Raw genomic sequence first — 26,788 nt, 5'->3', positions numbered from 1 at the left:
GCGGGATGCCGATGCCGTCACGGGGTAGCGCGTTGATCGACGTGGCCGGCCGAGGTCATTGGGTCGCGACTTACGTCGCTCCTACGCGCTCCTACGCGCCCCGGCACGTCCTACGAGGTGCGGCCGAGCGCCTTAGCCCAGCCCGGCGTAACGCATGTAGCCGTTCACCATCGCGTCGCCCCAGAAGAACGCGATCCAGCCGGCGACGGCCAGGTAGGGGCCGAACGGAATCGGCGTGGCGCGATCGCGGCCCTTGGCCGCCAGCCAGATCGAACCGAGGATGGCACCGACCAGCGACGACAACAGGATGGTCGGCAGGATCCCATTGAGCCCGGTCCAGGCACCGATGGCGGCCAGCAGCTTGAAGTCCCCGTGGCCCATGCCTTCCTTGCCGGTGAGCTGCTCGAACACCCACCACACGATCCACAGGCTCAGGTAACCGACCACTGCGCCGATCAGTGCCGGCTTGGCCGGCATGTAGAGGTTGTCGACGGCAGCAATCAGACCCAGCCACATCAAGGGCAACGTCAGCTGGTCCGGCAACAACTGCGTGCGCAGGTCGATGCCCGACAGCGCGATCAGGAAGCCGGTGAACACCATCGCCCCGAAGCCCTGCCAGCCAAAGCCGAAGCGCCAGACGCAGGCAACCATCAGCACCATCGTCAGCAGTTCGACCAGCGGGTACTGCGCCGAGATCGGCGCCTTGCAGTTGCGGCACTTGCCACGCAGGGCGAGCCAGCTGAACACCGGGATGTTCTCGTACCACGATAGCTGGTGCTTGCAGTGCGGGCAGTGCGAGCGCTCCACCACGATGCCGGGTGGCGGCGGATCGTAGGTGTCCGGCTCTTCCAGGATCTCGTGCGCGTCGCGCTTCCACTGCCACTCCAGCCGGCGCGGCAGGCGAAGGATCACGACGTTGAGGAAGCTGCCCAGGAGGAGGCCGAAACCGGCTGCCAGCGGGAAGCCGATTTCGGGGTTCTGGTCGAGGAATGCCATCTAGTTGCGAGCCATCGAGCCGAGCTTAGCCGACCACTGCGCCGAGCTTGAAGATCGGGAGGTACATGGCGATCACCATGCCACCCACGATCACGCCGAGGAAAACCATGATCAACGGTTCGAGCAGGCTGGAGAGCGCGTCGACCGCATTGTTGACCTCCTGTTCGTAGAACTCGGCGACCTTGAACAGCATGGTATCCAGCGCACCGGCCTCTTCACCGATGGCGGTCATTTGGACCACCATGTGCGGGAACAGATTGGTCTGCTTCATCGCCATGTTCACCGGATATCCCACGGCGACGTCGTCACGAACGCGGAAGACTGCCTCCTCATATACGGTGTTGCCCGTAGCACCGGCGACCGTATCTAGTGCCTCCACAAGCGGCACGCCGGCCTTGAAGGTCACCGCAAGAGTACGGGCGAACCGTGCGATCGACGAGTTGTGCATGATCTGACCGATCACCGGCAGTTTGAGGACCATACGATCGACGAAGTGTTGGAAGGCGGTCGACCGTTTGAACGCCATAACGGTTGCAACACCAGCGCCTGCAAGGCCCAGCGCGATCAGCCACCACCAAGCGACCATGAAGTCGCTCAAGCCGATCACCATCTGAGTAAATGCGGGGAGATCCGCGCCAAATCCTTGGAAAACATCTTCGAAAGTCGGGACGACAAAGATCAGCAGGATCGCACTCACCAATAAAGCAACCGCCATAACCATTGCAGGGTAAAAGAGCGCTTTCTTGATTTTACCTTTCAGCGCCTCCAGGTTTTCCTTGTAGGTCGCGACGGTGTCTAGCACGGTTTCAAGAACACCGGCCGACTCGCCGGCCCGGACCAGATTTCGATACAACTCATCGAACTGGACGGGATGCTTGCCGATCGACTCGCTCAGCGAAGAGCCGCTCTCCACATCGGCGCGGATGGCGTTGACCATCTTCTGCATCCGAACATTCTTGTTGCCGCTGGAGATAATCTCCAAGGCGCCGACGATCGGTACGCCTGCCTTCATCATCGTCGCGATCTGGCGGCTGAAGATGGCGATGTCCAACGGAGTGACCGGCTTGCCGGCACTGCCGAACAGCGGCTTGGGCTTGGGCTTCACCACCTTCGGCGTGATGCCCTGTCGACGTAGTTCGGCGCGCAAGAAGTTGGCGTTCTTCGCCACCTGCTCGCCTTTCATCACGACACCGCGCTTGTCAGTGCCCTCCCAGACAAACATCGACAGTGCCTCTGCACGACGCACGGGAGTGCTCGGCTTGGCGGCGGATCGGGTCGCGGACATGGTTGGCCCCCAGTAACGCTTGGTTGTTGCAGCAGTGCGATGCGCCGCGGCGCACCTTCCCCGTTCAGTTCACGGCTCCCCGCCGCGACCGGTCGACATCTCCGGCGGCTCGGCCGGGTATGCCGTTTGCCAGCATATCCTGACCTACCGCGTCGGGATAGCAACCCCGGTCACAGTAGGGGCGGCTTCAGCCGCGACGATCGGTCCGGTGCGTGCGGGCGATGGTCCGATCGCAGCGGACGCCGCTCCTACGGACTCGCTAATCCTTGGTCACGCGGTTGATCTCTGCCAAGCTTGTCACCCCGTTGCGTACTTTCATCAACGCCGACTGCCGCAGGTCACGGATCCCGGCCTTCTGGGCGGCATCCGCAATCTGCATCGCGTTGCCTCCGGCCAGCACGATCTCCTGGATCTCGTCGCTCATCGGCATCACCTGGTAGATGCCGGTCCGGCCCTTGTAGCCCTCGGTACAGTCCGGGCAGCCCACGGCCTCGTAGATGTGGAAGTCCGGACTGGCGATCTCCTCCGCGGTGAACCCTTCCGCCAGCAGAGCGTGCTCGGGCAGGTGCACCTCGCGCTTGCAGGCGTGCAGCCGGCGCGCCAGGCGCTGGGCCACCACCAGGGTCACCGACGACGTGATGTTGAATGGCGCCACGCCCATGTTCATCAGGCGCGCGATGGTCTGCGGTGCGTCGTTGGTGTGCAGGGTCGACAGCACCATGTGGCCGGTCTGTGCGGCCTTGATGCCGATCTCGGCGGTCTCCAGGTCGCGGATCTCGCCGACCATGATCACGTCCGGGTCCTGGCGCAGGAAGCTGCGTAGCGCGGCGGCGAAGGTCATGCCGCGCTTGACGTTCATCTGCACTTGATTGATGCCCGGCACGCGGATTTCGACCGGGTCTTCGACCGTGGAGATGTTGCGGGTCTCGTCGTTGAGGATGTTCAGTGCGGTGTACAGCGACACGGTCTTACCCGAGCCGGTGGGGCCGGTCACAAGCACCATGCCGTAGGGCTTCGCGATCGCGGCCAGGTACAGTTCGCGCTGGTCGTCCTCGTAGCCGAGTTTTTCGATGCCGAGCTTGGCGGCGCTGCTGTCGAGGATGCGTAGCACGATCTTCTCGCCGAATAGGGTCGGCAGCGTGCTCACGCGGAAGTCGATCTGCTTGGTCTTGCTGAGGTTGAGCTTGATGCGGCCGTCCTGCGGCACGCGCTTCTCGGCGATGTCCAGCTGCGCCATCACCTTCAAGCGCGCGGCGATGCGCTGCTGCAGCTTCACCGGCACCCTGGCCGCCTGCTTGAGCAGGCCGTCGATGCGCAGGCGCACCCGGTACTCGGTCTCGTAGGGCTCGAAGTGGATGTCCGAGGCGCCGCGGCGGATAGCGTCGACCAGCACCTTGTTGATGAACTTGACGACCGGGGTGTCGTCGGTCTTGGCGTCGACGCCTGCGTCGCCGCCTGCGACGTCTTCGTCGCTGCCGACCTCCAGCGTGTCCAGCCCCTCGTCGTCCCCGCCCATGCTGTCGCCGAGGGTGTCGGCCGACTCCAACCAGCGGTCGATGTGGCGACGGATGCTTTCTTCATCGACCAGAACGCCTTCGACCGAAAGATTGGTCTGGAATTTGATCTCATCCAGTGCCTGGGTATTGGTCGGTTCACTGATGCCGACGAACAGCCGGTTGCCACGCTTGTACAGCGGTAGCACGCAATGCTTGCGGAGAAGCTCTTCTTTAACCAGCGTGACCGCGGCCTGCTCAGGGTCCATTGCCGCGGGATCGAACAAAGGCACGCCGAACTCGACCGAGTTTGCTGCCGCGAGTTGGGATGGCGACGCCATCCGATACTCGGTGAGGTACGTCGCGATGGGTTTCTTTTCCGCCGACGCACCAGCCATTGCCTCTCGTGCCTTTGCCTCGTCAAGCGCGCCGTCCATGACGAGTCTGCGGGCGAGACCAGTGATTCCTACGAGGTTGGCATATGTGGCGGTATTCATTATCGGGCTCCTACGACTTGCGGGTGTAGCCTGCTGGACTTAGATCTCACAGATGCAGGTACAGATACAACAAACCCCGCCGAAGCGGGGTTTGTTGTTTTTCGCAGCGAAGTGCTCGTGACGCACGCAATAAGCGATCGTTCACGAGCTCCGCATCAGCGGCAGCCCGACGGGATGTGGGAGGCCTTCGTGAGACCCGCGCAAGTCCACCCCGAAATCTGATCACCATTGGCGGAGAGTGCCGGGGTGATCGTCATCGTCTGGCCATTGAGGGCGCCATCGTCGAAGACAACCGAGATGACGCCGGTATCGGGGGCCAGAGTTGCGCCACCAGCGGCAAAGTACTTGCCATCGAGAAGGGCGGTTGCGGCGATCACCGGGTCACCTGCGGCCGGAAAAGCGTCATTCTCCGCAACCGAAACAGCGATGTCGGCCCGCGTTCCGCCCGTCGCGGTGAGCGCTTCGGAAGCCTGCGCGCGAGCGGTGTAATCCTGGTAAGCCGGCAGAGCAATGGCGGCCAGGATGGCGATGATCGCAACGACGATCATCAGTTCGATGAGGGTAAAGCCCTTCTGGTTCTTCATGATGTTTCCCCTAGGAGTGATGGTACTTCACGTGCCGTCTGAACCAGCGTTCCGGTCCTCGGGCTGCCGTGCTCAGTGGCACGTGCCAATTAGACTACGCACCAAGCGTGCCAACTCCATTTCTTGAGGCTTTGTGTCGTGAACTGGAGAGCCCGTCACGATTGGGCCGGGACTGCGTCGGCGAGGGTGACGCGGAGGGGCTAGTCGGGTGTTGCGAGGTGACGCGGGGGGTCACTTTGCGGGCTTGGATCGCGGCTGAAGCCGCTCCTACGGGCCCATCTGGGCCGCACTCGGATCAGTCGATCCCGAGCTTCTTGAGCTTGTAGCGCAGCGCGCGGAAGGTGATGCCCAGGGCCGCGGCGGTGCGGGTCTTGTTGTAACGGTTTTCCTGCAACGCGTGCTGGATGGCGGCGCGCTCGATCTCCTCGATGTACGAGGGCAGGGCGCTGGTAGCGGTGTCGCGCGGGTCGACCGTGCGCGGATCGATGCCATTGGCGGCCGCGGCACCTTGCGGCGTCTGCGGAGCCGCCGCCGGCGGGACGGGGGTCAGTCGCGGCAGCGACAGGTCGTCGGCGCCGAGTACGTCGCCGTCGGCCAGGGCCAGGGCGCGCTCGAGGATGTTCTCCAGCTCGCGCACGTTGCCGGGGAAGGCGTACTGCTGCAGGGCTTCGATGGCATCGTCACCCAGCCGAGGCGTGGGGCGGTCGAGGTGCCCGGACAGGCGGGTCAGGATCTTGTCGCACAGGCCCGGCAGGTCTTCGCGGCGCTCGCGCAGCGGCGGCACGCGCAACTCGATCACGTTGATGCGGTAATAGAGGTCCTGGCGGAAGCGGCCGTCGGCCACCATCGGGGCCAGGTCCTTGTGGGTCGCCGACAGGATTCGGACGTCCACGGTGACTTCGGCGTTGGCACCGACCGGGCGGATCGACTTTTCCTGGATGGCACGCAGCAGCTTGACCTGCATTGCCAGCGGCAGCTCGGCGACCTCGTCGAGGAACAACGTGCCACCGTCGGCGCTCTGGAACAGGCCCGGCTTATCGGCGTGGGCGCCGGTGAAGCTGCCCTTCTTGTGGCCGAAGAATTCGCTTTCCATCAGCTCCGACGGGATCGCGCCGCAGTTGACCGGCACGAACGGCCCGGTGGCGCGGCCGCCTTCGGCATGGATGGTGCGCGCGACCAGCTCCTTGCCGACGCCGGACTCACCGGCGATGTACACCGGTGCCTGGCTGCGGGCCACCTTGCCAATGGTCTGGCGCAGCGTGGTCATCGCCGGCGACTCGCCATACAGGCGCGAAGCGACCGCGTCGGCCGCGGGCGCATGCGGTTCGTTGAGCTCCAGCGCGTGGCGGACGAGGTCACGCAGCACGGTCAGCTCGACGGGCTTTGAGACGAAGTCGAACGCGCCCGCCTTCAGCGCCTCGACCGCGTCTTCGACATTTCCGAACGCGGTGATCATCGCGACCGGCGTGTTGGGGAACTTCTGGGTGATCTCGGCAATGAGGTCGATGCCCGAGCCGTCCGGCAGGCGCATGTCGGTCAGGCACAGGTCATAGCGGTTGCGCGCAAGCTGGTTGCGCGCGTCGGCCAGACTGGATGCGGTGTCGCAACGCAGGCCCATGCGGCCAAGCGTCATTACGAGCAGCTCGCGAATGTCGCGCTCGTCGTCGATCACCAGTGCACTGCGGGTTTCTGACATCCGATCCTCCATCCGTCACGATAGCTTAACAAGCTGCAACGGCAAAACTTCAGCAATGGCGCACGTTTCGGCCCGGTTGGAGGCGGTGCGCGGGGTGTCTCAGGGCACGCCCCGACGGCGGGCCGATACCGGATATCGGCCGGGTTCGGATAAGCTTTAGGCCGTCTATGGAGAGACGTGCAAATGAACAGCGGAAGTTCTGTTCCTGGCGCGGTGCTGGCCGCGCTGTCGCGCTTTACCGGCGCCGACCGCCTGTATTCCCTTGATCTCGAGCGCCCGCTTGGGCGCATCGCCGACATGCTGGTGGTGGATCGCTGGTGGGGGCGGGATGCCTTGTCCGACGGGTTCGAGTGGTGGGTCGACGTGTTTTCGGTCGATGCCTCGCTGCCGTTGGATGACCTGGTCGCCCAGCGGGCAACGCTCTGGACCCGTGCCGCCGACGGTTCGCGTATCCCGCGAACGGGGCTGGTCCGCGAGGCGGTTTGCGTCGGGTCCGACGGCGGTCTGGCCCGCTACCGGCTGTGTCTCGTGCCCTGGTCGTGGCTGCTGACGCAGGGGCGCCACAGCCGTGTGTTCCAGGATCGGACGGTGCTCGAGATCCTCGCAGCGGTGTTCGCCGGCTATGCGCCGTACGACGCCTGGCGGGTGGCTGACGAGGTCGGCCAGTTCCTCGCGGATGTGCGGCCGCGCAGTTATTGCGTGCAGTACCGGGAGAGCGATTTCGACTTTGTCAGCCGCCTGCTGGCCGAGGAAGGCTTGGGTTGGCGCATCGAGGAGGCCGACGATGCCGCGGCCGGGCACCAGCTGGTGGTGTTTGCGAGCAGCGCGGAATGTCCGCAGGACGCGACCGCCGAGCTCGGTGGCGGGGTGCGGTTCCACCGTAGTGACGCCGCCGAGTCCAGCGACGCCGTCCAGGCGCTTGGCCGCTGCGTCGGGATTGGTTCGGGTGCAATCACGCTTGTGAGCCCGGACTACAAAGGCGGGGTAGTGGGCATCACAACTCCTTTATGGCAGGGTGCCGGCACGACCGCGGCCCTGGAGGCCTACGACCCGCCGGGCGCCTACGCCTTCGCCGACCATGCCGCGGCCGCGCGCTACGCCCGACTGATGGCCGATGCCGACGTGGCGCGCCGGGAAGAATGGATCGGCCAGTCGACTGTCCGCAGCTTCCGTGCCGGTCGCTGGCTGGCGGTGCGGACCGGGGCCGCTGCCCTCGTCGGTGGGATGCCGGACGAACTACTGCTGGTCACGCTGGAGCAGGCCGGCGTCAACAACCTGCCCGACACGCTGCGCGACCTGCTACCCAGGCTCCCCATAACGCTGGAACCCGGTTCGAACGCACCGTCGTGCGTGTCGTGGGAGGCCGTGTGGGCGCGCGCCGAGGCGGTTGGCCACGGCAACACCTTCACCGCGGTGCCGCGAACCGTGTCGTGGCGCCCGGTGCTGGCCGACGGCACCGGCGCGCGGATGAACCCCCGGCCCACTGCGCCCGGCTACCAAACCGCGATCGTGGTTGGCGCCGATGGGGGAACGACGGGGGAACTGCACAGCGACACGCTCGGTCGGGTGCGCGTGCGCTTCCATTTCCAGCACGACCCGGGTGCCGAAGCTGCCTCGGACAGCTGCTGGCTGCGCGTAAGCCAGCGCTACGCCGGTCCCGGCGTCGGCAGCCAGTTCCTGCCACGAACCGGGCAGGAAGTGCTGGTGGGCTTCCTCGAGGGCGACATCGACCGGCCGATCGTGGTCGGCAGCCTCTACAACGGCCAGGGCGACGGCGGCGTCCCACCCACGCCGGGGGGCGAGTCGGCATCGGCACCGCGGGACGACCAGTTCGGCCTCGCCAGCGATCATCGCCCCAGCGCACAGGGCGACCTCGCCGGCGGCAATGCGCCTGCCTGGCATGGCATGAGCGGCGACGGTGCGGGCCATCGCAACCGGGCGGCGCTGTCGGGGTTCAAGAGCCGGGAATTCTCCAGCACCGGTCACAATCGTCTGGTCTTCGATGACACAACCGGCCAGCTCCGCCTGCAGCTGGCCACGACCCAGGCCGCCAGCCAGCTCAACCTCGGTCACCTGATCCACCAGGCCGACAACTTCCGAGGCAGTTTCCGCGGTGAGGGCTTCGAGCTGCGGACCGACCAGTGGGGTGCCATCCGTGGCCGGCGGGGGTTATGGGTCAGCGCCTATGCCAACCACCCCGGGGCACCCGCGGGCGAACACGTTGCGGCCACCGCATTGCTCAAACAGGTGACGCTGATGGCGCAGGCATTCAACGACCTTGCCGGCACCCATCTGACGGTGAAACTGGCCGCCCATCGGGGTGCAGCCCGGTCAGGCCAGTCGATGCTGAGCGATGAACTGGCTCCGCTGCCCGCCCTCCAGGCAAGTGCGGCAACTACCGTCGACGGCAGCGATTACCTTCAAGCCGAGAAGGAGGCCGGGCAACGCAAGTCCACCGCCGGAGCAAGACGCGTCCCGCATACCGGCGGCGCCCTGCTGGGCCTGTCGGCGCCGGCAGGTATTGGCCTCGTTGCCGGCCAGAGCCTGCACTGGAGCGCCGGCGAGACGCTCACCGTAGCGAGCGGCGCGGATAGCAATCTGACCGTCGCCGGTGACCTGCGCATCCATGCCGGACAGGCGATCGGGTGGCTGGCGGGGGCGGCGGTCGAGGGTGCCCCGACCGGCGGCCACGCTCTGGCACTGGTGAGTGCCGGGGGCGAGCTGCAGCTGGAGGCGCAGAACGGCCTGCTCAAACTGCAGTCAAAGGAGCAACTGAAGGTCGTAAGTGTCAGCGCCGAAGTCGAACTGGCCGCCGGCAAGGCCGTGCACCTGGCGACCGAAGGCGGTGCGAGCATCACGATCGAAGGCGGGAATATCAGCGTCGCCTGCCCCGGGGCGATCAAGGTGCATGCGGGGAAGAAGTCGTTTGTGGGAGCGGCGCAGCTGAGCCGGGAGATGAATTCGTGGCCTGGGGCGCGGTTTTCGCGTGCATACGCCATCACATACGACGACGGCACGCCCGCAGCGAACGTGGCGTACAGGCTTTTGCGGCAGGACGGTGCCGTGGTTGGAGGGGTCACCGACTCCAGAGGGCGGATTCCCACACAACATGGGTTGTCATTTGAGGAAGTGACCGTCGAAATTCTTGATGGCGAGGGAGATCGCGGCCATGACTGAGACGATCAGACCGATGGTCTACAGCTTTGCTCGCCCCGGAGAAATGGCGTGGCGGGCCGTCAGTCGGCTCGCACCGGCTGCGGACCGAAGTGAAGAGGTGCTGACCGTTCCAAAGCCGTGCCCGTGCGGCCAATGTTTGGGAGAAATCTTCGCCAGTTGGAAATACGGAGGGCAGCGTGGACCGGGATATCGGGGCCGTTTGGGCTTGGAAGACTTTGCGGGATGGGAGCAGTTAACCAGCGAGGTAGCACTGACGGGAGATGAGCGCCGCATCATCGTCGCCATGTCACCCAATGAAGGAAATATCGATTCTGTACAATCCTACGACAGCGAGATTCTGACTGCAGGTGCAATGCAAAAAACGATCAACCCGAACGGGTACGGTGAGTTCCCTGCGCAGGTAGCAGCCTTCAAGGATAAGTATCCTGAGCGTTATCGGCGGCTGTTCGAAAATTGCGGTTGGAAGGTGGAAAGGGAAGACAAGGGTTGGCGGATGTATTATCGCGACGAAACCGGTCCAAAATTGAAAAGTACCATCCGTTCCGGCTTCGAGGTGCCTTTCAGTGGACGGAAAAGCAGCGCACCGCTTAATCCAATTGTCCACGCGATTGCATCGCCTGAATTCCAGGCTCTCCAAGTGTCGGATTTCGTGAAGCGTCTCAGGCTCGTTTCGGGCTTGATGGTCAGCGACGGTCTCCGCCTTGATGACTACTTCGCTTCACAACTAGGCAGGGCACTGGCGCTTGATCATCACATCAACCGGCCGGCGTACGTCGTGCCCGATCTGCGAACCGCGCTGACCCGGCTGCTCGAGAAGTCTGCGAACCCGGGGCGTGACCCGAGGAAATGGTCAAACCATCCGGAGGCAGAAGCCGCGCTGATTGAGCTTTATGCTCCCGCTCGACGCATGACGGATGCGGGAGCGAGGTATCGCAAGTTGAAGGATCGACTCCAATGAACAGAGGCATCTGCTTGAGTTTGTCCGCACTGACCTTGTTTTTGGTGGCATGCGTCGGTGAGCCCAGTGTCACGACACAAGAGGAACAGCCGACGAAGGAATCTACGGGCCCTTTCTTCCGTGGCGAAGTTGGACCGGGGAGATACAGCGAGGTCGTCTTTGGTGGGCGCAGCGCAGGGGAGGCTCGCCTCGTACGTGCGCAGGAGGGCTACTTCGAAGATGTGGAACCCATGCAGGTCTCGAACAATGAAATTGTTCGCTTGCACGAGGTCGCAACCGGTGCGGTTTATGGTACTGATCAACCCATTCTGCATGACCGTTATTACTGCACGTTTGTCTCCGTACGGACCGGTTGTGTATACGCCCGTGAGACCGGAAGCATCTGCGATGGTGCATGGCGCCCCGACGGACAATGGGAGACCACCGGCGGTGCGCTCGTGGACATAAGTGCCTGGAGGGTCACTGCGCAACAGGTTGCTTCCGGTAGCGAGGCGCTTGGGGAGCAAATTGATAACAGCTACGAAAACCTGCTCCGTTGTGATCCCCCTGATGACCGCAACCGCTCCCACTATGAAGTGATCGCCAGGCGCCGCTCACGGGATGAGTAGATCGGCGCCGATCTCAGCGGGCTGGGTATCGACCCCACCCCGGTAGCGGCGCGGCAGGACCGCTTCCCTCAGCTGGACCATGCCGGCCGCAGCCTTTATTACGTCCATGCTGCGGATCAGCGCCTTGGGCAGGGGAATCGACCGGCAGGTAGTACCGGAAGTGCGCTTGCTCCAGTCTTGAATCAGTTCGGGTCGAACGTCGTCCCACCGCCCTTCCGCACCCCAACCCCCGACAACCGGACCCTGAAGCAACTTCCACCCGCGGGCAGCGGCACGAAGTCCAACGACGCCTGGTTGGCCCGGCACAGTTCGCGGGCGATGTAGAGGCCCAGTCCGGTGCCGTGGCCGGAGGTAGTGAAGAACGGCCGGAACAGTTGCCGGGCGACGCCCTCGGCGATGCCGGGGCCGCGGTCGATGACGTCGATCAGCGGCTGCTGGTGGCCGTCCAGCTCGACATGGACGGTCACACGGGCGGGCTCGCCGGGCATGCGGCCGTAGGTCAGGGCGTTGTGCACCAGCACCGTCAGCACCTGGTGCAACTGGCGAGGGTCGACCAGTGCGGCGATCTGCGGCCGTTCGGCGCTGGCGCGCAGGGTGTCGTTCTCGAGCGGGTGGCCGGCGCGGTAGTCGTCGACGAAGTGGCGGACGAAGCCGGCCAACTCGACATACTCCGGCTTGGCCGGTTCGCGCCGGGCCAGGCCGAGCACGTTCTCGACGATGCCGTTCATTCGCACGCCCTGCTGGCGGATGATTTCCAGCAGGCGGCGGTCGGCGGTGGCGACGTCGTCGGATTCCTCCAGCAACTGCACCGCGTAGTTGATCGCGGCGAGCGGGTTACGGATCTCGTGGGCCAGGCTGGCCGAAAAACGCCCGAGCGTGGCCAGGGTCATCGATTCGGCCCGGCGCGACACCAGCGAGGTGTCGTCCAGGAACACCAGGGTCTGGTCGCTACCGGCCAGCAGGCGGGTGAAGCGCGGGACGATTTCGGGCTGGTCGGGCGCCACCTGCAACGGCGTCTCGTCGGCCTTGCCGTCCTGGCGCCAGGCGGCCAGGCGCCGGGCGAGTTCGGGCAGGGCGACGCCGAGGTCGCGGTGGCCATCGCCGGCATCGCCCAGCAGCAGCGTCGCGGCCTCGTTGGCCAGGCGCACGCGGTTGTGCCCGTCGACCAGCAGTACGCCGGTGCGCAGCCGGCGGATGATCAGTTCGTTGACCTCGGTGAGGTGGGCGGTCTCGACGCCACGCCGCTCGGCCAGGTCGTAGCTCGCGCGCATCTGGCGACCGAGGATGCTGGTGAGCGTGGCCAGTGCGAGGTAGGCGACCGCGAACATCAGCGGCTCGGCAACCATCCGGTCGGTTTCGTCGATCAGTGCCGTCCACGCGTACTCGCCGATGATCCCGGCCACCGCGACGAGCGCCGCGCCCAGCCCGTAACGGGCGGGCAGCAGCAGCGCCGCGGCGCCGACGTTGAACATCAGCATCAGGGCGATGCCGGTACCCGCCGCGGGCACGGCATGGATGGCCAACAGGCCGAACAGCAGGTCGGTGGAGATACCTGCCAGCGTCGCAACGCGAAGGTCGCCGCGGCGGCCGAACACGAACAGCAACACCGCCATGACCAGGTAGGACAGGGCGACGGTCGGGGCCAGCAGTTCGTGGCGCGGCGGGCCGAGCATGTCGGCGACCGGCCCGAACAGCACCAGCACCAGCATCATCGCCTCGAGCAGCCGGTACAGCGTGTAGAAATGCAATTCGCGGCGCAGTGCGCTGTCGGCGTCCCCGGCGTCGGTCGCAATGGCTGGCGGCAAGCGTGGTTTCCCCGGATCGATACCCCGGCGCGAGTATAGGCACAGCATGGCCTGCAGGCCGGGTTTTGCCCGGCCCGGCCCGATCGGCGACAATGGCCGGCCCCCTCGCGCCCGCGCCGCTGCCGGTTGCCTCCGCGTCGGGTGACTCTTCAACTCCCCTCGGTGACGCATGAACTTTCACGAATACCAGGCAAAGCAACTGTTTGCCGAATACGGCATTGCTGTGCCGGCCGGGCGCATCGCGCGCACTCCCGAAGAGGCCGTCGAGGCCGCCAAGTCCATCCCCGGCGACCTGTGGGTGGTCAAGGCCCAGATCCACGCCGGCGGCCGCGGCAAGGCCGGCGGCGTCAAGCTGGCCAAGAACTTTGATGAAGTGAAGCAGTACGCCGCGGCGATGCTCGGCACGAAGATGGCGACCTACCAGACCGCCGGCGTCGAGCTGCCGGTCGACACGGTGCTGATCTCCGAGGGCACCGACATCGACAAGGAGCTGTACCTCTCCGTGCTGGTCGACCGCGGGACCCAGTCGGTCACGTTCATCGCCTCGGCCGAGGGCGGCATGGACATCGAGCAGGTCGCCGAGGAGAACCCGGACGCAATCAAGACCATCAACGTCAACTACGTCGAAGGCCTGCAGCCGTACCAGTGCCGCGCACTGGGCTTCGACCTGGGCCTGAACGCCAAGCAGGCCAACCAGCTGGCCAAGATCATGCTCGGCCTGTTCAAGCTGTTCCACGAGAAGGACCTGGCGCTGGTCGAGCTGAACCCGCTGGCGATCCTCACCGACGGCAACCTCGCGGTGCTCGACGGCAAGATCAACTCCGACGACAACGCCAACTTCCGCCACCCGGACCTGGTCGCCATGCGCGACATCCGCCAGGAGGACGAGACCGAGGTCAAGGCCAGCCAGCACGACCTCAACTACGTGACCATGGACGGCAACATCGGCTGCATGGTCAACGGCGCAGGCCTGGCGATGGCGACCATGGACGTCATCAAGCTCAACGGCGGCGAACCGGCGAACTTCCTCGATGTCGGCGGCGGCGCCACCAAGGAGCGCGTGACCGAGGCGTTCAAGCTCATCCTGTCCAGCGACAAGGTCGAGGCGATCTTCGTCAACATCTTCGGCGGCATCGTGCGCTGCGACATGATCGCCGAGGGCATCATCGCCGCGGTCAAGGAAGTCGACGTCAAGGTCCCGGTGATCGTGCGCCTGGAAGGCACCAACGTGGAGCAGGGCAAGGCGCTGCTGCAGAACTCCGGCCTGGCGATCACGCCGGCCGACGACATCAACGATGGCGCCCGCAAGGCGGTCGCCGCCGTTTCGGGCAAGTGAGGCGGGACTGACATGAGCGTTTTGATCAACAAGGACACCAAGGTCATCGTCCAGGGCTTCACCGGCTCGCAGGGCACCTTCCACGCCGAGCAGATGCTCGAGTACGGCACCAAGGTCGTGGGCGGCGTGACCCCGGGCAAGGGCGGCACCGAGCACCTCGGGCTGCCGGTATTCAACACCGTGCAGGACGCGGTCGACGCGACCGGCGCCGATGCCTCGGTCATCTACGTGCCGCCGCCGTTCGCGGCCGATGCGATCCTCGAGGCGGCCGATGCCGGCATCAGGGTCATCGTGTGCATCACCGAGGGCATCCCGGTGCTGGACATGCTGCGCGTCAAGAACGTCCTCAACGACTTCGACGACGTGACCCTGATCGGGCCCAACTGCCCCGGCGTGATCACCCCGGGCGAGTGCAAGATCGGCATCATGCCGGGCCACATCCACAGCGTGGGCAAGGTCGGCATCGTGTCGCGCTCGGGCACCCTGACCTACGAAGCGGTTAAGCAGACCACGTCGGCCGGCCTCGGCCAGTCGACCGTGATCGGCATCGGCGGCGACCCGATCAACGGCACCAGCTTCATCGACGCGCTGAAGCTGTTCCAGGACGACCCGCAGACCGAGGGCATCATCATGGTCGGCGAGATCGGCGGCTCGGCCGAGGAAGAGGCGTCCGAGTTCATCGCCCAGTACGTGACCAAGCCGGTGGTCGGCTTCATCGCCGGCGCCAGCGCCCCGAAGGGCAAGCGCATGGGCCACGCCGGCGCGATCGCGTCGGGCGGTTCGGGCACGGCCGAGGGCAAGTTCGCGGCGATGGAAGCGGCCGGCGTCACCACGGTGAAGTCGCCCGGCGATCTCGGCGAGGCGATCGCCAAGCGCCTGGCGAAGTAAGCCGGCACGGGTTCGAAGAAGGCCACCTCCGGGTGGCCTTTTTTGATGGCGGGGCTTCCCGTCGGCGCGGCGACTTCACGGCATCGAACGCGGTTCTGGGACAATGCCCGGGACCCGAACCTGACGGCACGCCGCCATGAGCCAACCCATCCGCATCGCCCTCGCCCAGTTCGACTTTCCGGTCGGGGCCGTGTTCGACAACGCCGACCGGATCATCGAGTACATCATCGAAGCGCGCGACGAGTACGGCGCGGACCTGGTGCTGTTCCCGGAGCTCGCGCTCAGCGGCTACCCGCCAGAGGACCTGCTGCTGCGCCCGGGCTTCCTGCGCGACTGCCATGTCGCAATGGAACGCATCGCCGCCGCGGCGGCCGGCGTCACCGCGATTGTCGGCTGGCCGGAAACCGCGGGGTCGGTGGTGTACAACGCCGCCAGCATCCTGCGCGGCGGCCGGATCGAACACACGTACCGCAAGCGCGAACTCCCCAACTATGCGGTGTTCGACGAGCGCCGCTACTTCGTGGTCGACCCGGACGGCGGCGACTGCGTGTTCGAACTCAACGGCGTGCGCTGCGGGCTGCTGGTCTGTGAGGACATGTGGTTTGCCGAGCCACTGCACACGACGGTGGAGGCCGGCGCCGAGTTGATCCTGTCGATCAACGCCTCGCCATTCGAGCGCGACAAGCACGCGCGGCGCGATGCCTTGCTGGAAGACGCGACCCGTCGCTATGGCGTTGCGATCGCCTACGTCAATTGCGTCGGCGGCCAGGACGCGGTGGTGTTCGACGGCGGCTCGCTGGTGGCCGATGCGGACGGCACCGTGCGGCCGGCCGCGGCGGCGTTCACCGAGCAGATGCTGGTGGTCGACTTCGACCCCGCAACCCGCGGTTTCCGCTCGGTGGAGTGGATGGAGGACGGCGACGAGAGCCGCGACGCGCTCGCCTGGCGCGCGGTGGTGCGCGGTACCCGCGACTACGCGATCAAGAACGGATTCAAGAAGGCATGGCTGGGCCTGTCCGGCGGCCTCGACTCGGCGGTTTGCCTGGCCATCGCGGTCGACGCCCTGGGTGCGGAGAACATCACGGCGGTGCGGATGCCGTCGCGCTACACCGCCGGCGTCTCCAACGACCTGGCCGCCGAGCAGTGCGCCGAGCAGGGCGTGAAGCTGCTGACCCTGCCGATCGAGAAGCCGTTCCAGGGCTATCTGGACACTCTCGCGGAGCTGTTCGAAGGCCTGCCGGTGGACACCACCGAGGAGAACCTGCAGTCGCGGGTGCGCGGGGCGATGCTGATGGCGCTGACCAACAAGTTTCACGGGCTGCTGCTGACCACCGGCAACAAGAGCGAGTACGCAGTCGGCTACGCCACGATCTACGGCGACATGGCCGGCGGCTACGCGCCGCTGAAGGACCTGTACAAGACCGAGGTCTACGAGCTGGCCCGCTGGCGCAATACGGTCGGCGACCCGGTGATCCCGACCGGGGTGATCGAGCGCCCGCCGTCGGCCGAACTGCGTGCGGACCAGAAGGACCAGGATTCGCTGCCGCCGTACGACGTGCTCGACGCGATCCTGGCGCGCTACATCGACTTGGAGCAGTCGCGCGAGGAGATCACCGCGGCCGGGTTCGCCGCCGACACGGTCGACCGGGTGCTGCACCTGGTGCGCGTGGGCGAGTGGAAGCGCCACCAGGCCGCACCCGGGCCGAAGGTCTCGCGCCGCGCGTTCGGGCGCGAGCGCCGTTACCCGATCAGCAACGGGTACCAGGGGTAGGCGCAGAACCCGGGCCGGCCGGGGCCGGGTCGTCGTAGGAGCGACGTAAGTCGCGACCTGTACGTCGCGGCTGGACTCGTCGCGGTTGGACCCGGCGCTGTAGGGCGGTCACGCCGGTGCCGGAGCAGAAACTTCGGGGGACCATGTCGTGGCCGAAGGGTTGCGCGACCTGCCGGGTCCAGCGGTTCGCGACTTACGTCGCTCCTACAGGCGTCCGCGGTTCGCGACTTACGTCGCTCCTACGGGCTTCGGCGGGGAATTCCGGAACAAAAAACGCCGCCCGGAGGCGGCGTTTTGTTGATCGAGCGGTGCGCGGTCAGTCGTTGTCCAGGGCCGACTTCTCGCCCGCGAACGGGTTGAGCTTGCGCCAGTTGCTCGGGTAGTCCGGCCAGTCGCCGCGCAGGTAGGGGTGGCCCGGCTCGTTCTGCTCGAGCACCCGGCGTGCGTCGGTGGCCAGCTGCTCGTTACCGAGCCCGGTGTAGGCGGCAGCGAGTGTGGCGACGGCGTCGTTCTGGTAGCTGCTCTGCGGGTAGGTCTCCAGCAGGTAGGTCGCCCGCTCGGCGGCAGCGACGTAGGCGGTGCGGCGCAGGTAGTACAGCGCAGCATCCAGCTCGTGGCGGGCGAACAGGTCGCGCAGCTTCGCCATGCGCAGCTCGGCGTCGGCGGCATAGCGGCTGTGCGGGTAGCGGGTCGTGACGATCTGGAAGTCGTTGAACGCCTGCATCGGCGTGGCCAGGTCGCGTCGGCTCGCGTCCAGCGACCAGACCCGCTGCAGGAACACCGTGTCACGGCTGGAGTTCACCAGTCCGCGCAGGTAGTACATGTAGGAGGCCATGCGATGAGTCGGGTAGGTGCGCAGGAAGCGGTCGATGCTGCTGATCGCGTCCTCGTGCTTGCCCGACTTGTACTGGGCGTAGGCCGTCTCCACCAGCGCCTGCTCGGTGTAGGGGCCATAGGGGTACTGCGCGACCAGCCGCTTGAAGGTGGTCTCGGCGCTGGCCCAGTTGCCGCGGGTCATCGAGGTGTGGGCCTTCTCGTAAAGCTGCTCGACCGGCACGCCTTCGTTGGCTTCCTCGTCCTTGAACATCTTGCCGAAACGGGCGCAGCCGCTGGCGAACACCACCAGGGCCAGCAGCAGGACGATGGTCCGCAGGGAGGGACGCAGCGGGGTGGGGCGATCGGTCATGGTCGAGAATCAACGGGCGCCGGGGGCACGAAGCGCCGATAATAGCAGTCCCGCGCGCAGCGCCCTTAACCCGGACATTCCGATGACCGAACCCGCCATCGCCTTGCAGGCCGTGGTTCCCGACGCCTCCGCGGGGCGGCGGTTCGACGCCGTGCTGGCCGAGTTGTTTCCCCAGTATTCACGCTCGCGGCTGGCCGCCTGGATCAAGTCGGGGCAGGTCCTGCTCGACGGCCAGCAGGTCCGCCCGCGCGACCCGGTGCACGGCGGCGAGACCGTCAGCGTCAATGCCGTGCTCGAGGTCCAGACCCGCTCCGAGCCCCAGGACATCGCCCTGGAGGTGCTGTTCGAGGACGAGCACGTCATCGTCATCGACAAGCCGGCCGGGCTGGTGGTCCACCCGGGTGCCGGCAACCCGGACGGCACCCTGGTCAACGCGCTGCTGAACAAGGACCCGTCGCTCAATGCGCTGCCGCGTGCCGGCATCGTCCACCGGCTCGACAAGGACACCTCGGGGGTCATGGTGGTGGCCCGCACGCTGGTCGCCCACACCGCGCTGGTTGACCAGCTGTCAGCCCGCGACGTGCATCGGCAGTACCTGGCCGTGGTGTCGGGCGCCCTGGTCTCGGGTGGCACCGCCGACGCGCCGATCGACCGCCACCCGCGCGACCGCATCCGGATGGCGGTGCGCGACGACGGCCGCGACGCGGTGACCCATTACCGCCTGCGCGAGCGCTTCCGCGCCCACACGCTGCTGGAGTGCAGGCTGGAGACCGGCCGCACCCACCAGATCCGCGTGCACATGGCGCACCTCAAGCACCCGATCATCGGCGACCCGCTGTATGGGGGCTCGCTCAAGCTGCCGCGTGGCGCCACCGACGCACTCGTGTCCGCGTTGCGCGGGTTCCGCCGCCAGGCGCTGCACGCCGAGACGCTGGAGTTCAGCCACCCGGTCACCGGCGAGCCGGTCCGCACCAGTGCGCCGATGCCGGCCGACATGCAGGCGCTGGTCGCCGCGCTGCGCGACGACACCCGCGAAGCCGCCGAGCGGGGCCGCTGACCCGTGACAGACGCCCTGCTTGCCGCGGACTGGCCTGCGCCGGCGGGCGTGCGGGGCTTCACCACGCTGCGGCATGGTGCCGGCGCCTCGCTTCCGCCGTTCGACCATTTCAACCTGGGCACGCGCTGCGGCGACGAGCCGGCGGCGGTCCAGGACAACCGTGCCTGCCTGGCAGTGGTCGCCGGCCTCCCCGGTGACCCGGTTTGGTTGCGGCAGGTACACGGCACCGCCGTGTTTCGCACCGGGCAGGACGAATCCACCCCCGGCGAGCCGGAGGCCGACGCCGCGGTCACCTCGGTCCCGGGTACCGTGCTCGCGATCCTCACTGCCGACTGCCTGCCGGTGCTGCTGTGCGCCGACGACGGCCTCGAGGTCGGCGCGGCGCATGCGGGGTGGCGTGGGCTGGCCGCAGGCGTGCTCGAGTCGACCGTTGCGGCGATGGTCACGCCGCCGGCGCGGCTGATGGCCTGGCTCGGGCCGGCCGCCGGCCCGGAGCATTACGAAGTCGGGACCGAGGTCTACGACGCGTTCGTGTCGCAGGACTGGACGGCCGGCAGCGCGTTCGTCTCGACCCGCCCACACCACTGGCGGGTCGATCTCTACGCGCTCGCCCGGCGGCGGCTGCAGCAGGCCGGACTCGCGCCGGACCGGATCTTCGGCGGCGGGCTGTGCACGATCGGCGCGCCGGGCCGGTTCTTCTCGCACCGACGCGACCAGCGCACCGGGCGCATGGCCTCGCTGGTCTGGTTCACGCCGCCCGGAGCGTCTGCAGGTAGCTCCGCCGCCAGTCGGTGATGTCGTGGTCGCGCAGGCAGGCCATCATCGCCTCCCAGCGCTCGCGACGTTCCTCCAGCGGCATCGAAACCGCACGCGCGATCGCGGCCGCGACGCCGTCCAGGTCGTAGGGGTTCACCAGCAATGCCTGGTCCAGCTCGCGCGCGGCACCGGCAAAGCTCGACAGCACCAGCACGCCCGGGTCCTCCGGGTCCTGCGCGGCGACGTATTCCTTGGCGACCAGGTTCATCCCGTCGCGCAACGGCGTGACCAGCCCGAGCCGCGCCAGCCGGTAGAAGCCGGTCAGCGAAGCGTGCGGGAAATTGCGGTTGACGTAGCGCATCGGCGTCCAGTCCGGCTCGGCGTGTCCGCCGTTGATGTGGCCGGCCAGCTGCTCCAGCTCGCTGCGCAGGGTCTGGTACTCGAGGACGTCGCCGCGCGAGACCGGCGCGATCTGCAGGTAGGTCAGCTCGCCGATCTGGTCAGGGTAGCGTTGCAGGTAGCGCTCGAACGCGCGGAAGCGCTCGGGCAACCCCTTGGAGTAGTCCAGCCGGTCGACGCCGATCGCAAGCGCGCGGCCGGACAGGCTCCGCGCCAGGCGCTTGAAGCTCGACTTGCCGACCGCCGCCGCGGCCTGCCGCTCGATCCCGGCGGTGTCGATGCTGATCGGGAACGCGCCAGCCCGCAGGCGGCGCCCCGAGGCGGTTTCCAGCACGCCGTGCTCCACCACCCGCCCGCGCCCGAACAGCCGCACGTAGTCTTGGAAGCGTTCGAGGTCGCGGCTGGTCTGGAACCCGACCAGGTCGTGCGCCGAGAGTCCTTCGAACAGGAGCCCGTGATGCGGCAGCGCGGCCAGGATGTCGGAAGACGGCATCGGCACGTGCAGGAAGAAGCCGAGCTTGCAGCGCACCCCGCGCTCGCGCAGCAGCGAAGCCAGCGGGATCAGGTGGTAGTCATGGATCCAGACCACGTCGTCGTCGCGCAGCTGCGGCGCAAGCCGGTCGGCGAACAACGCATTGACCCGGCGGTACGCCTCCCAGGTCTCGCGGCTGTAGTCGACCAGGTCCATCCGGAAATGCAGCAGCGGCCAGAGCGTGCGATTGGCAAAGCCGTTGTAGTAGTCGTCGTGGTCGGCACGCGAAAGGTCGACGGTCACGTAGTCGATGTTGCCGGCGGTCTGCTCGTGCAGCTGGCCGGACGCGTCGTCGGCGATGTTGCCGCTCCAGCCGAACCACAGCCCCCCGGTCTCCTCCAGCGCCGCCTGCAGGGCGACCGCCAGGCCGCCCGAGCTGGCCTGGCCGGGCAGGGCGACACGGTTGGATACCACCACCAGCCGGCTCACGTCGCCTCCTGCCAGGGTCGGCTCAGGCGGGTCGCAGCGATGATCAGACCAACGTGCGAGTACGTCTGCGGGAAATTGCCCCACGCCTCGCCGTCCTCGAACGCGAGGTCCTCTGACAGCAGCCCGAGCGGGTTGCGCCGGGCCAGTACGCTTTCGAACAGGGTGCGTGCCTCCTCGCCCCGGCCGATCGCAGCCAGCGCGTCGATGTACCAGAAGGTACAGATGGTGAAGCTGGTCTCCGGTACGCCGAAGTCGTCCGGCGCGACATAGCGGAACAGGCCGTTCCCGCGTCGCAGGTCCCGCCCGATCGCCTCGACGGTCCCGACGAACCGCGGATCGTCGGGGGCGACGAAACCCAGGTCGGCCAGCAACAGCAACGACGCATCCAGCCGGTGTCCGCCGAACACGTCGACGAAATGGCCGCGGCCTTCGTCCCAGGCCTCGGCGACGATCCGCGCGTGCATCGCGTCGGCGCGTTGGCGCCAGTGCTGGACGCGGCCGGGCAGGCGCAGGTGCACGGCGATCCGCGCCAGCCGGTCGCACGCCGCCCAGCACATCACCGCCGAATAGGTGTGCACCTCGGTGCGGCCCCGGAACTCCCAAAGGCCGGCATCGGGCTGGTCATACAGCGCGTACGCGCGGTTGCCGATCGCCTCCAGCCGCTCGAACATCGCCGGGTCGCCGGGGTGGTCCAGGCGCTGGTCGAAGAACAGCTGGGTCGAGGCGAGCACGACGCTGCCGTACACGTCGTGCTGCTTCTGCAGCCACGCCAGGTTGCCACGCCGCACCGGTCCCATGCCCCGGTATCCGGCCAGGGTTTCGACCTCGTCCTCGGCCAGCTCGCGCTCGTAGCCGATGCCGTACAGCGGCTGCAGGGCGTCCTCCTCGGTGGTTGCCAGGTTGAACACGTAGCCCAGGTAGCCCTCCATCGTGCGGGTGGCGCCAAGCCGGTTCAGCGCGCGCACGACGAACGCCGCGTCACGCAGCCAGCAGTAGCGATAGTCCCAGTTGCGTACGGTGTGCGGCGCCTCCGGGATCGACGTCGTCATCGCCGCGACGATCGCGCCGGTCTCCTCGTACTGGCACAGCTTCAGCGTGATCGCGCTGCGGATCACCGCGTCCTGCCATTCCAGCGGGATCGACAGTGAGCGCACCCAGTCGCGCCAGTAGCCGACCGTGCGCTGCTCGGCGCTGCGGACGAAGTCGGTAACCGGCTGGGTCAGGGTTTCGTCCGGGCCCAGCACCAGGTGCAACTCACGATCGAGCAGGAACGGCAGTCCCTCGCGGACCACGCGCACCGGGGCGTCGGTGGTCAGGCGCAGGGTGAAGCCGGGCAGCAGGTAGCGGATGTGGTTGCTGCCCCAGGTGGTTTCGGGTTGGCGGGCGCCGTAGTCGACCAGCGGCCGCAGCCGCACCCGGATGCGCGGGGCGCCTGCGAGCGGGCGCACCCGGCGCAACAGCATCACCGGCCGGTAGGACCGGTCGTACTGGTGCCAGCGCGGGGCGAAGTCGGTGACCTCGACCGCGCCCCCGTGGCCGTCGCGAAGCACCGTGCGTAGTACGGCGGTGTTCGTCACATAGTGCTGCTCGGAGGCGACCTGGTCTTCCAGCTCGATCGCGAAGTCTCCGCCGGGCTGTGCGGTCGGTTCGAGCAGCGCGCAGAAGGCGGGGTCGGCGTCGAACGCCGGGATGCAGCCCCAGACGATGCGTGCGTCCCGGTCGAGCAGGGCGGCGATGCTGCCGTTGCCGACCATTCCAAGGTCGAGGGTGCCACTCATGCGGTACTCCGGTGGGAAGGCGCGTCCGCCGTGGCGTCCAGCCACGCCAGGACGTCGCGGGGTGCGCCAAGGCGGTGGCTGGCGAGCGTGGGGGTGCGGTCGCCGACCAGCACCGCCAACCCGCCGCGGGCAATCACCACTTCGAAGCCATGCTCGTCGGTGAGGTCGTCGCCGACGAACACCGGCCGGCGCCCGGCGAACGGCGGCTCGTCCAGCAGCGCGGCGATGGCATCGCCCTTGTCGGTGCCGGCGGGGCGCAGTTCGACCACGCCGTCGCCCGCCTGCAGCCGGTAGTCGTGCAGCCACGGCAGGGCGGCGTCGGCCAGGTCGCGCAACGGCTGCTCCGCTTCATGGTTGCCGCGCCAGTGCAGCGCGACGGTCGAGTCCTTGTCCTCCACCAGCGCGCCGGGGAACCGTTCGACGACGAGCTCGGCCTTGCGGTGCAGGACCCTCAGCAGCGACGGCGGGGTCGGCGGATCGACATGGTTGTCGGCGTGACGGCGCTCCAGCCCGTGCAGCCCGGCGGCGGGCAGGCGCAGCGGCGCGAACAGTTCGTCCAGCTGGGCGAGGCGGCGACCGCTGACCAGTCCGAGCGCGCCGCCCAGGTGCCGTTGCAGGCCCGCCAGGCGCGCGACCAGCCCCGGCGGCACCTGCACGCCTTCGGGGGTGGCGGCGAACTCCAGCAGGGTGCCGTCGACATCCAGGAACAGGGCCCAGTCATCGGCGATCGCCGGAGGCGCGGGCAGGTGGGTGGGCGGAACCATGACGCGATAGTGAACAGCCGGGTGTAAGCATCGGGTGGACACTGGCCACCGGCGCGCCCCAACTTGAACGCGGCGGGCCGGGGCCGCATCTACGGGACATTGCGGCCCGGGCCGCCACTGATATCGAGGAATCCACCATGCGGATGGACAAGCTCACTTCCCGCTTCCAACAGGCCCTGGCCGACGCGCAGTCGCTCGCGGTCGGGCGCGACCACAGCGTGATCGAACCCGCCCACCTGATGACCGCGCTGGTCGACCAGTCCGGCGGCAGCACCAAGCCACTGCTGTCGCAGGCCGGGGTCAACGTGCCGCTGCTGCGCGAACGGCTCGGCGAGGCGCTGGAGAAACTGCCGAAGGTGACCGGCCAGGCCGGCAACGTCAGCGTCGGCAACGACCTGTCGCGCCTGCTGAACGTCACCGACAAGCTGGCCCAGCAGCGCGGCGATGCGTTTATCGCCTCGGAACTGTTCGTGCTGGCCGCGCTGGACGACGGCGGCGAGTTGGGCCGCGCGCTCAAGGCTGGTGGTGCCGACAAGGGCCGCATCGAGGCGGCGATCGACAAGGTCCGCGGCGGCGAGAGCGTGCAGTCCGAGAACGCGGAGGACCAGCGCCAGGCGCTGGAGAAGTTCACCATCGACATGACCGCGCGCGCCGAGTCCGGCAAGCTCGACCCGGTGATCGGCCGCGACGAGGAGATCCGCCGCACCATCCAGGTGCTGCAGCGCCGGACCAAGAACAACCCGGTGCTGATCGGTGAGCCGGGCGTGGGCAAGACCGCGATCGTCGAAGGCCTGGCCCAGCGCATCATCAACAACGAGGTACCCGAGGGCCTGCGCGGCAAGCGCCTGCTGTCGCTGGACATGGGCGCGCTGATCGCCGGCGCCAAGTTCCGCGGCGAGTTCGAGGAGCGCCTGAAGGGCGTGCTCAACGACCTGTCCAAGAACGAAGGCCAGATCATCCTGTTCATCGATGAACTGCACACGATGGTCGGCGCGGGCAAGGCCGAGGGCTCGATGGACGCCGGCAACATGCTCAAGCCCGCGCTCGCCCGTGGCGAACTGCACTGCATCGGCGCGACCACGCTGGACGAATACCGCAAGTACGTCGAGAAGGACGCCGCGCTGGAACGCCGGTTCCAGAAGGTGTTCGTCGGCGAGCCGAGCGTCGAGGACACCATCGCGATCCTGCGCGGCCTCAAGGAGAAGTACGCGGTCCACCACGGTGTCGAGATCACCGACCCCGCGATCGTCGCCGCCGCCACCCTGAGCCACCGCTACATCGCCGACCGCCAGCTGCCGGACAAGGCCATCGACCTGATGGACGAGGCCGCTTCGCGGATCCGCATGGAGATCGACTCCAAGCCCGAGGAACTGGACCGGAAGGAACGGCGGCTGATCCAGCTGAAGATCCAGCGCGAGGCGTTGAAGAAGGAGAAGGACGCCGAGTCCAAGCAACGGTTGGCCGACCTGGAGGCAGAGATCGAAACGCTTGAGCGCGAGTTCAACGACCTTGAGGAGATCTGGAAGGCCGAAAAGGCGACCCTGCAGGGCGCGACGAAGATCAAGGAGCAGATCGAGGCGGCCAAGCTCGAACTGGAGGCCGCGCAGCGCCGGCAGGACTACGCGCGCATGAGCGAGATCCAGTACGGCCAGTTGCCGCAACTGGAGACCCAGTTGAAGGCCGCGCAGGAGGCCGAGACCCAGGGCTTCACCCTGCTGCAGGACCGCGTCACCGCCGAGGAAATCGCCGAGGTGGTCGCGCGCTGGACCGGTATCCCGGTGTCGAAGATGCTCGAGGGCGAGCGCGAGAAGCTGCTGAAGATGGAGGAGCAGCTGCATGCCCGCGTAGTCGGCCAGGACGAGGCGATCAAGGTCGTGTCCGACGCGGTTCGGCGTTCGCGCGCCGGGCTGTCCGATCCGAACCGGCCGTCGGGTTCGTTCCTGTTCCTCGGCCCGACCGGTGTCGGCAAGACCGAGCTGTGCAAGGCGCTGGCCGAGTTCCTGTTCGACAGCAGCGACGCGATGGTCCGCATCGACATGAGCGAGTTCATGGAGAAGCACGCGGTCAGCCGGCTGGTCGGCGCGCCCCCGGGCTACGTCGGCTACGAAGAGGGCGGCTACCTGACCGAGGCGGTGCGTCGCCGGCCCTACAGCGTGATCCTGCTTGACGAGGTCGAGAAGGCGCACCCGGACGTGTTCAACATCCTGCTGCAGGTGCTCGACGACGGCCGCCTGACCGACGGCCAGGGCCGCACGGTCGACTTCCGCAACACGGTGATCGTGATGACGTCCAACCTGGGCAGCCAGATGATCCAGGAGATGTCCGACACGGATTCGGCGGAGGGCTACACCCAGATGAAGGCGGCGGTGATGGGCGTGGTGCAGAGCCACTTCCGGCCGGAGTTCATCAACCGGTTGGACGACATCGTCGTGTTCCACCCGCTCGACAAGGCGCAGATCCGCGAGATCGCCAGGATCCAGATGACCGGCCTTGAGCGGCGCCTGGCAGAGCGCGGCCTCCGGCTGGAGCTGTCGGATGCGGCGCTGGCGCTGCTCGCCAACGTCGGGTTCGACCCGGTTTACGGCGCCCGCCCGCTGAAACGCGCGATCCAGCAGCAGCTGGAGAACCCGCTGGCGCAGCGGATCCTCGCGGGCGAGTTCACCAGCGGCGACGTGATCAGGGTCGACGCCGAAGGTGGCGGGCTGGTGTTCCGAACGGCGGAGTAAGCGGAACGCGCGGCGGTGGGAACACCCCCCCCGCCCGCGGCCCGGTAGGAGCGGCTTCAGCCGCGAT

19 protein-coding genes are annotated in these 26,788 nt (G+C 67.2%); 9 read left to right on the top strand and 10 right to left on the bottom strand.

Annotation, left to right across the window (positions count from 1 at the left end):
- Positions 1-132: 132 nt before the first annotated feature.
- The 5 genes from KOD61_RS11130 to KOD61_RS11110 all read right to left on the bottom strand — a co-directional run bounded on the left by KOD61_RS11130 (position 133) and on the right by KOD61_RS11110 (position 6,551).
- Positions 133-996 carry a prepilin peptidase gene (locus KOD61_RS11130; protein WP_215218731.1) on the bottom strand — a complete coding sequence of 288 codons (864 nt, stop codon included), beginning with the start codon at positions 994-996 and terminating at the stop codon, positions 133-135.
- A gap of 25 nt (positions 997-1,021) precedes the next feature.
- The gene (locus KOD61_RS11125; RefSeq protein ID WP_215218730.1) at positions 1,022-2,281 is read right to left on the bottom strand and encodes a type II secretion system F family protein; all 1,260 of its coding nucleotides are present in this window, start codon (positions 2,279-2,281) and stop codon (positions 1,022-1,024) included.
- A gap of 259 nt (positions 2,282-2,540) precedes the next feature.
- Complete coding sequence (gene pilB, locus KOD61_RS11120; RefSeq protein ID WP_215218729.1) at positions 2,541-4,271, bottom strand: type IV-A pilus assembly ATPase PilB; 1,731 nt, start codon at positions 4,269-4,271, stop codon at positions 2,541-2,543.
- Positions 4,272-4,426: 155 nt separating this feature from the next.
- On the bottom strand, positions 4,427-4,855 hold the full coding sequence (locus tag KOD61_RS13095) for a pilin (RefSeq protein WP_215218728.1): 429 nt from the start codon (positions 4,853-4,855) through the stop codon (positions 4,427-4,429).
- Between the two features lie 295 nt (positions 4,856-5,150).
- Entirely contained in the window at positions 5,151-6,551 is a 1,401-nt protein-coding gene (locus KOD61_RS11110) for a sigma-54-dependent transcriptional regulator (protein ID WP_215218727.1), read from the bottom strand.
- 183 nt (positions 6,552-6,734) lie between these two features.
- On the opposite strand from KOD61_RS11110, the gene KOD61_RS11105 reads away from it, so the two are divergent.
- From KOD61_RS11105 to KOD61_RS11095, 3 genes are read left to right on the top strand one after another with little or no spacing between them, the layout of a single operon-like run.
- Complete coding sequence (locus KOD61_RS11105; RefSeq protein WP_215218726.1) at positions 6,735-9,728, top strand: type VI secretion system Vgr family protein; 2,994 nt, start codon at positions 6,735-6,737, stop codon at positions 9,726-9,728.
- Positions 9,721-10,686 (top strand): hypothetical protein, encoded by a 966-nt coding sequence (locus KOD61_RS11100; protein ID WP_215218725.1) that lies wholly within the window; start codon positions 9,721-9,723, stop codon positions 10,684-10,686. The genes KOD61_RS11105 and KOD61_RS11100 overlap by 8 nt, the downstream gene beginning before the upstream one ends.
- The gene (locus tag KOD61_RS11095) at positions 10,683-11,294 is read left to right on the top strand and encodes a hypothetical protein (RefSeq protein ID WP_215218724.1); all 612 of its coding nucleotides are present in this window, start codon (positions 10,683-10,685) and stop codon (positions 11,292-11,294) included. The genes KOD61_RS11100 and KOD61_RS11095 overlap by 4 nt, the downstream gene beginning before the upstream one ends.
- A gap of 182 nt (positions 11,295-11,476) precedes the next feature.
- On the opposite strand, the gene KOD61_RS11090 is transcribed toward KOD61_RS11095, so the two are convergent.
- The gene (locus KOD61_RS11090; protein ID WP_251370583.1) at positions 11,477-13,099 is read right to left on the bottom strand and encodes a sensor histidine kinase; all 1,623 of its coding nucleotides are present in this window, start codon (positions 13,097-13,099) and stop codon (positions 11,477-11,479) included.
- 169 nt (positions 13,100-13,268) lie between these two features.
- Here KOD61_RS11090 and sucC point away from each other — a divergent pair, with 169 nt between their 5' ends.
- The 3 genes from sucC to KOD61_RS11075 all read left to right on the top strand — a co-directional run bounded on the left by sucC (position 13,269) and on the right by KOD61_RS11075 (position 17,094).
- Complete coding sequence (sucC, locus tag KOD61_RS11085; RefSeq protein ID WP_215218722.1) at positions 13,269-14,435, top strand: ADP-forming succinate--CoA ligase subunit beta; 1,167 nt, start codon at positions 13,269-13,271, stop codon at positions 14,433-14,435.
- A 12-nt stretch (positions 14,436-14,447) separates the two neighbouring features.
- On the top strand, positions 14,448-15,323 hold the full coding sequence (sucD, locus tag KOD61_RS11080; protein ID WP_215218721.1) for a succinate--CoA ligase subunit alpha: 876 nt from the start codon (positions 14,448-14,450) through the stop codon (positions 15,321-15,323).
- Between the two features lie 136 nt (positions 15,324-15,459).
- Positions 15,460-17,094, top strand: a complete 1,635-nt coding sequence (locus KOD61_RS11075; protein WP_215218720.1) for an NAD+ synthase — start codon at positions 15,460-15,462, stop codon at positions 17,092-17,094.
- A gap of 316 nt (positions 17,095-17,410) precedes the next feature.
- On the opposite strand, the gene KOD61_RS11070 is transcribed toward KOD61_RS11075, so the two are convergent.
- Positions 17,411-18,280 (bottom strand): outer membrane protein assembly factor BamD, encoded by an 870-nt coding sequence (locus tag KOD61_RS11070; RefSeq protein ID WP_215218719.1) that lies wholly within the window; start codon positions 18,278-18,280, stop codon positions 17,411-17,413.
- Between the two features lie 82 nt (positions 18,281-18,362).
- On the opposite strand from KOD61_RS11070, the gene rluD reads away from it, so the two are divergent.
- Both rluD and pgeF read left to right on the top strand, forming a co-directional pair.
- Positions 18,363-19,337 carry a 23S rRNA pseudouridine(1911/1915/1917) synthase RluD gene (gene rluD / locus KOD61_RS11065; RefSeq protein WP_215218718.1) on the top strand — a complete coding sequence of 325 codons (975 nt, stop codon included), beginning with the start codon at positions 18,363-18,365 and terminating at the stop codon, positions 19,335-19,337.
- A 3-nt stretch (positions 19,338-19,340) separates the two neighbouring features.
- Positions 19,341-20,132 (top strand): peptidoglycan editing factor PgeF, encoded by a 792-nt coding sequence (gene pgeF / locus KOD61_RS11060; RefSeq protein WP_215218717.1) that lies wholly within the window; start codon positions 19,341-19,343, stop codon positions 20,130-20,132.
- Here the strand turns inward: pgeF and otsA are convergent.
- From otsA to otsB, 3 genes are read right to left on the bottom strand one after another with little or no spacing between them, the layout of a single operon-like run.
- The gene (gene otsA, locus KOD61_RS11055; RefSeq protein WP_215218716.1) at positions 20,086-21,453 is read right to left on the bottom strand and encodes an alpha,alpha-trehalose-phosphate synthase (UDP-forming); all 1,368 of its coding nucleotides are present in this window, start codon (positions 21,451-21,453) and stop codon (positions 20,086-20,088) included. The two genes, pgeF and otsA, sit on opposite strands and share 47 nt — an antisense overlap.
- A complete protein-coding gene (locus tag KOD61_RS11050) occupies positions 21,450-23,231 on the bottom strand; it encodes a glycoside hydrolase family 15 protein (RefSeq protein WP_251370582.1) in 1,782 nt (593 codons plus the stop codon). Before KOD61_RS11050 ends, otsA begins: the two co-directional genes overlap by 4 nt.
- Entirely contained in the window at positions 23,228-23,995 is a 768-nt protein-coding gene (gene otsB, locus KOD61_RS11045; RefSeq protein ID WP_215218715.1) for a trehalose-phosphatase, read from the bottom strand. The genes KOD61_RS11050 and otsB overlap by 4 nt, the downstream gene beginning before the upstream one ends.
- A 137-nt stretch (positions 23,996-24,132) precedes the next feature.
- Here otsB and clpB point away from each other — a divergent pair, with 137 nt between their 5' ends.
- Positions 24,133-26,721: an ATP-dependent chaperone ClpB gene (gene clpB, locus KOD61_RS11040; protein WP_215218714.1), complete on the top strand. Its 2,589-nt coding sequence runs from the start codon at positions 24,133-24,135 to the stop codon at positions 26,719-26,721.
- The last annotated feature ends 67 nt before the right edge of the window (positions 26,722-26,788 follow it).

This window comes from Lysobacter luteus, assembly GCF_907164845.1.
Classification (GTDB): domain Bacteria; phylum Pseudomonadota; class Gammaproteobacteria; order Xanthomonadales; family Xanthomonadaceae; genus Novilysobacter; species Novilysobacter luteus.
This window is presented reverse-complemented; position numbering and strand designations above follow the sequence as displayed.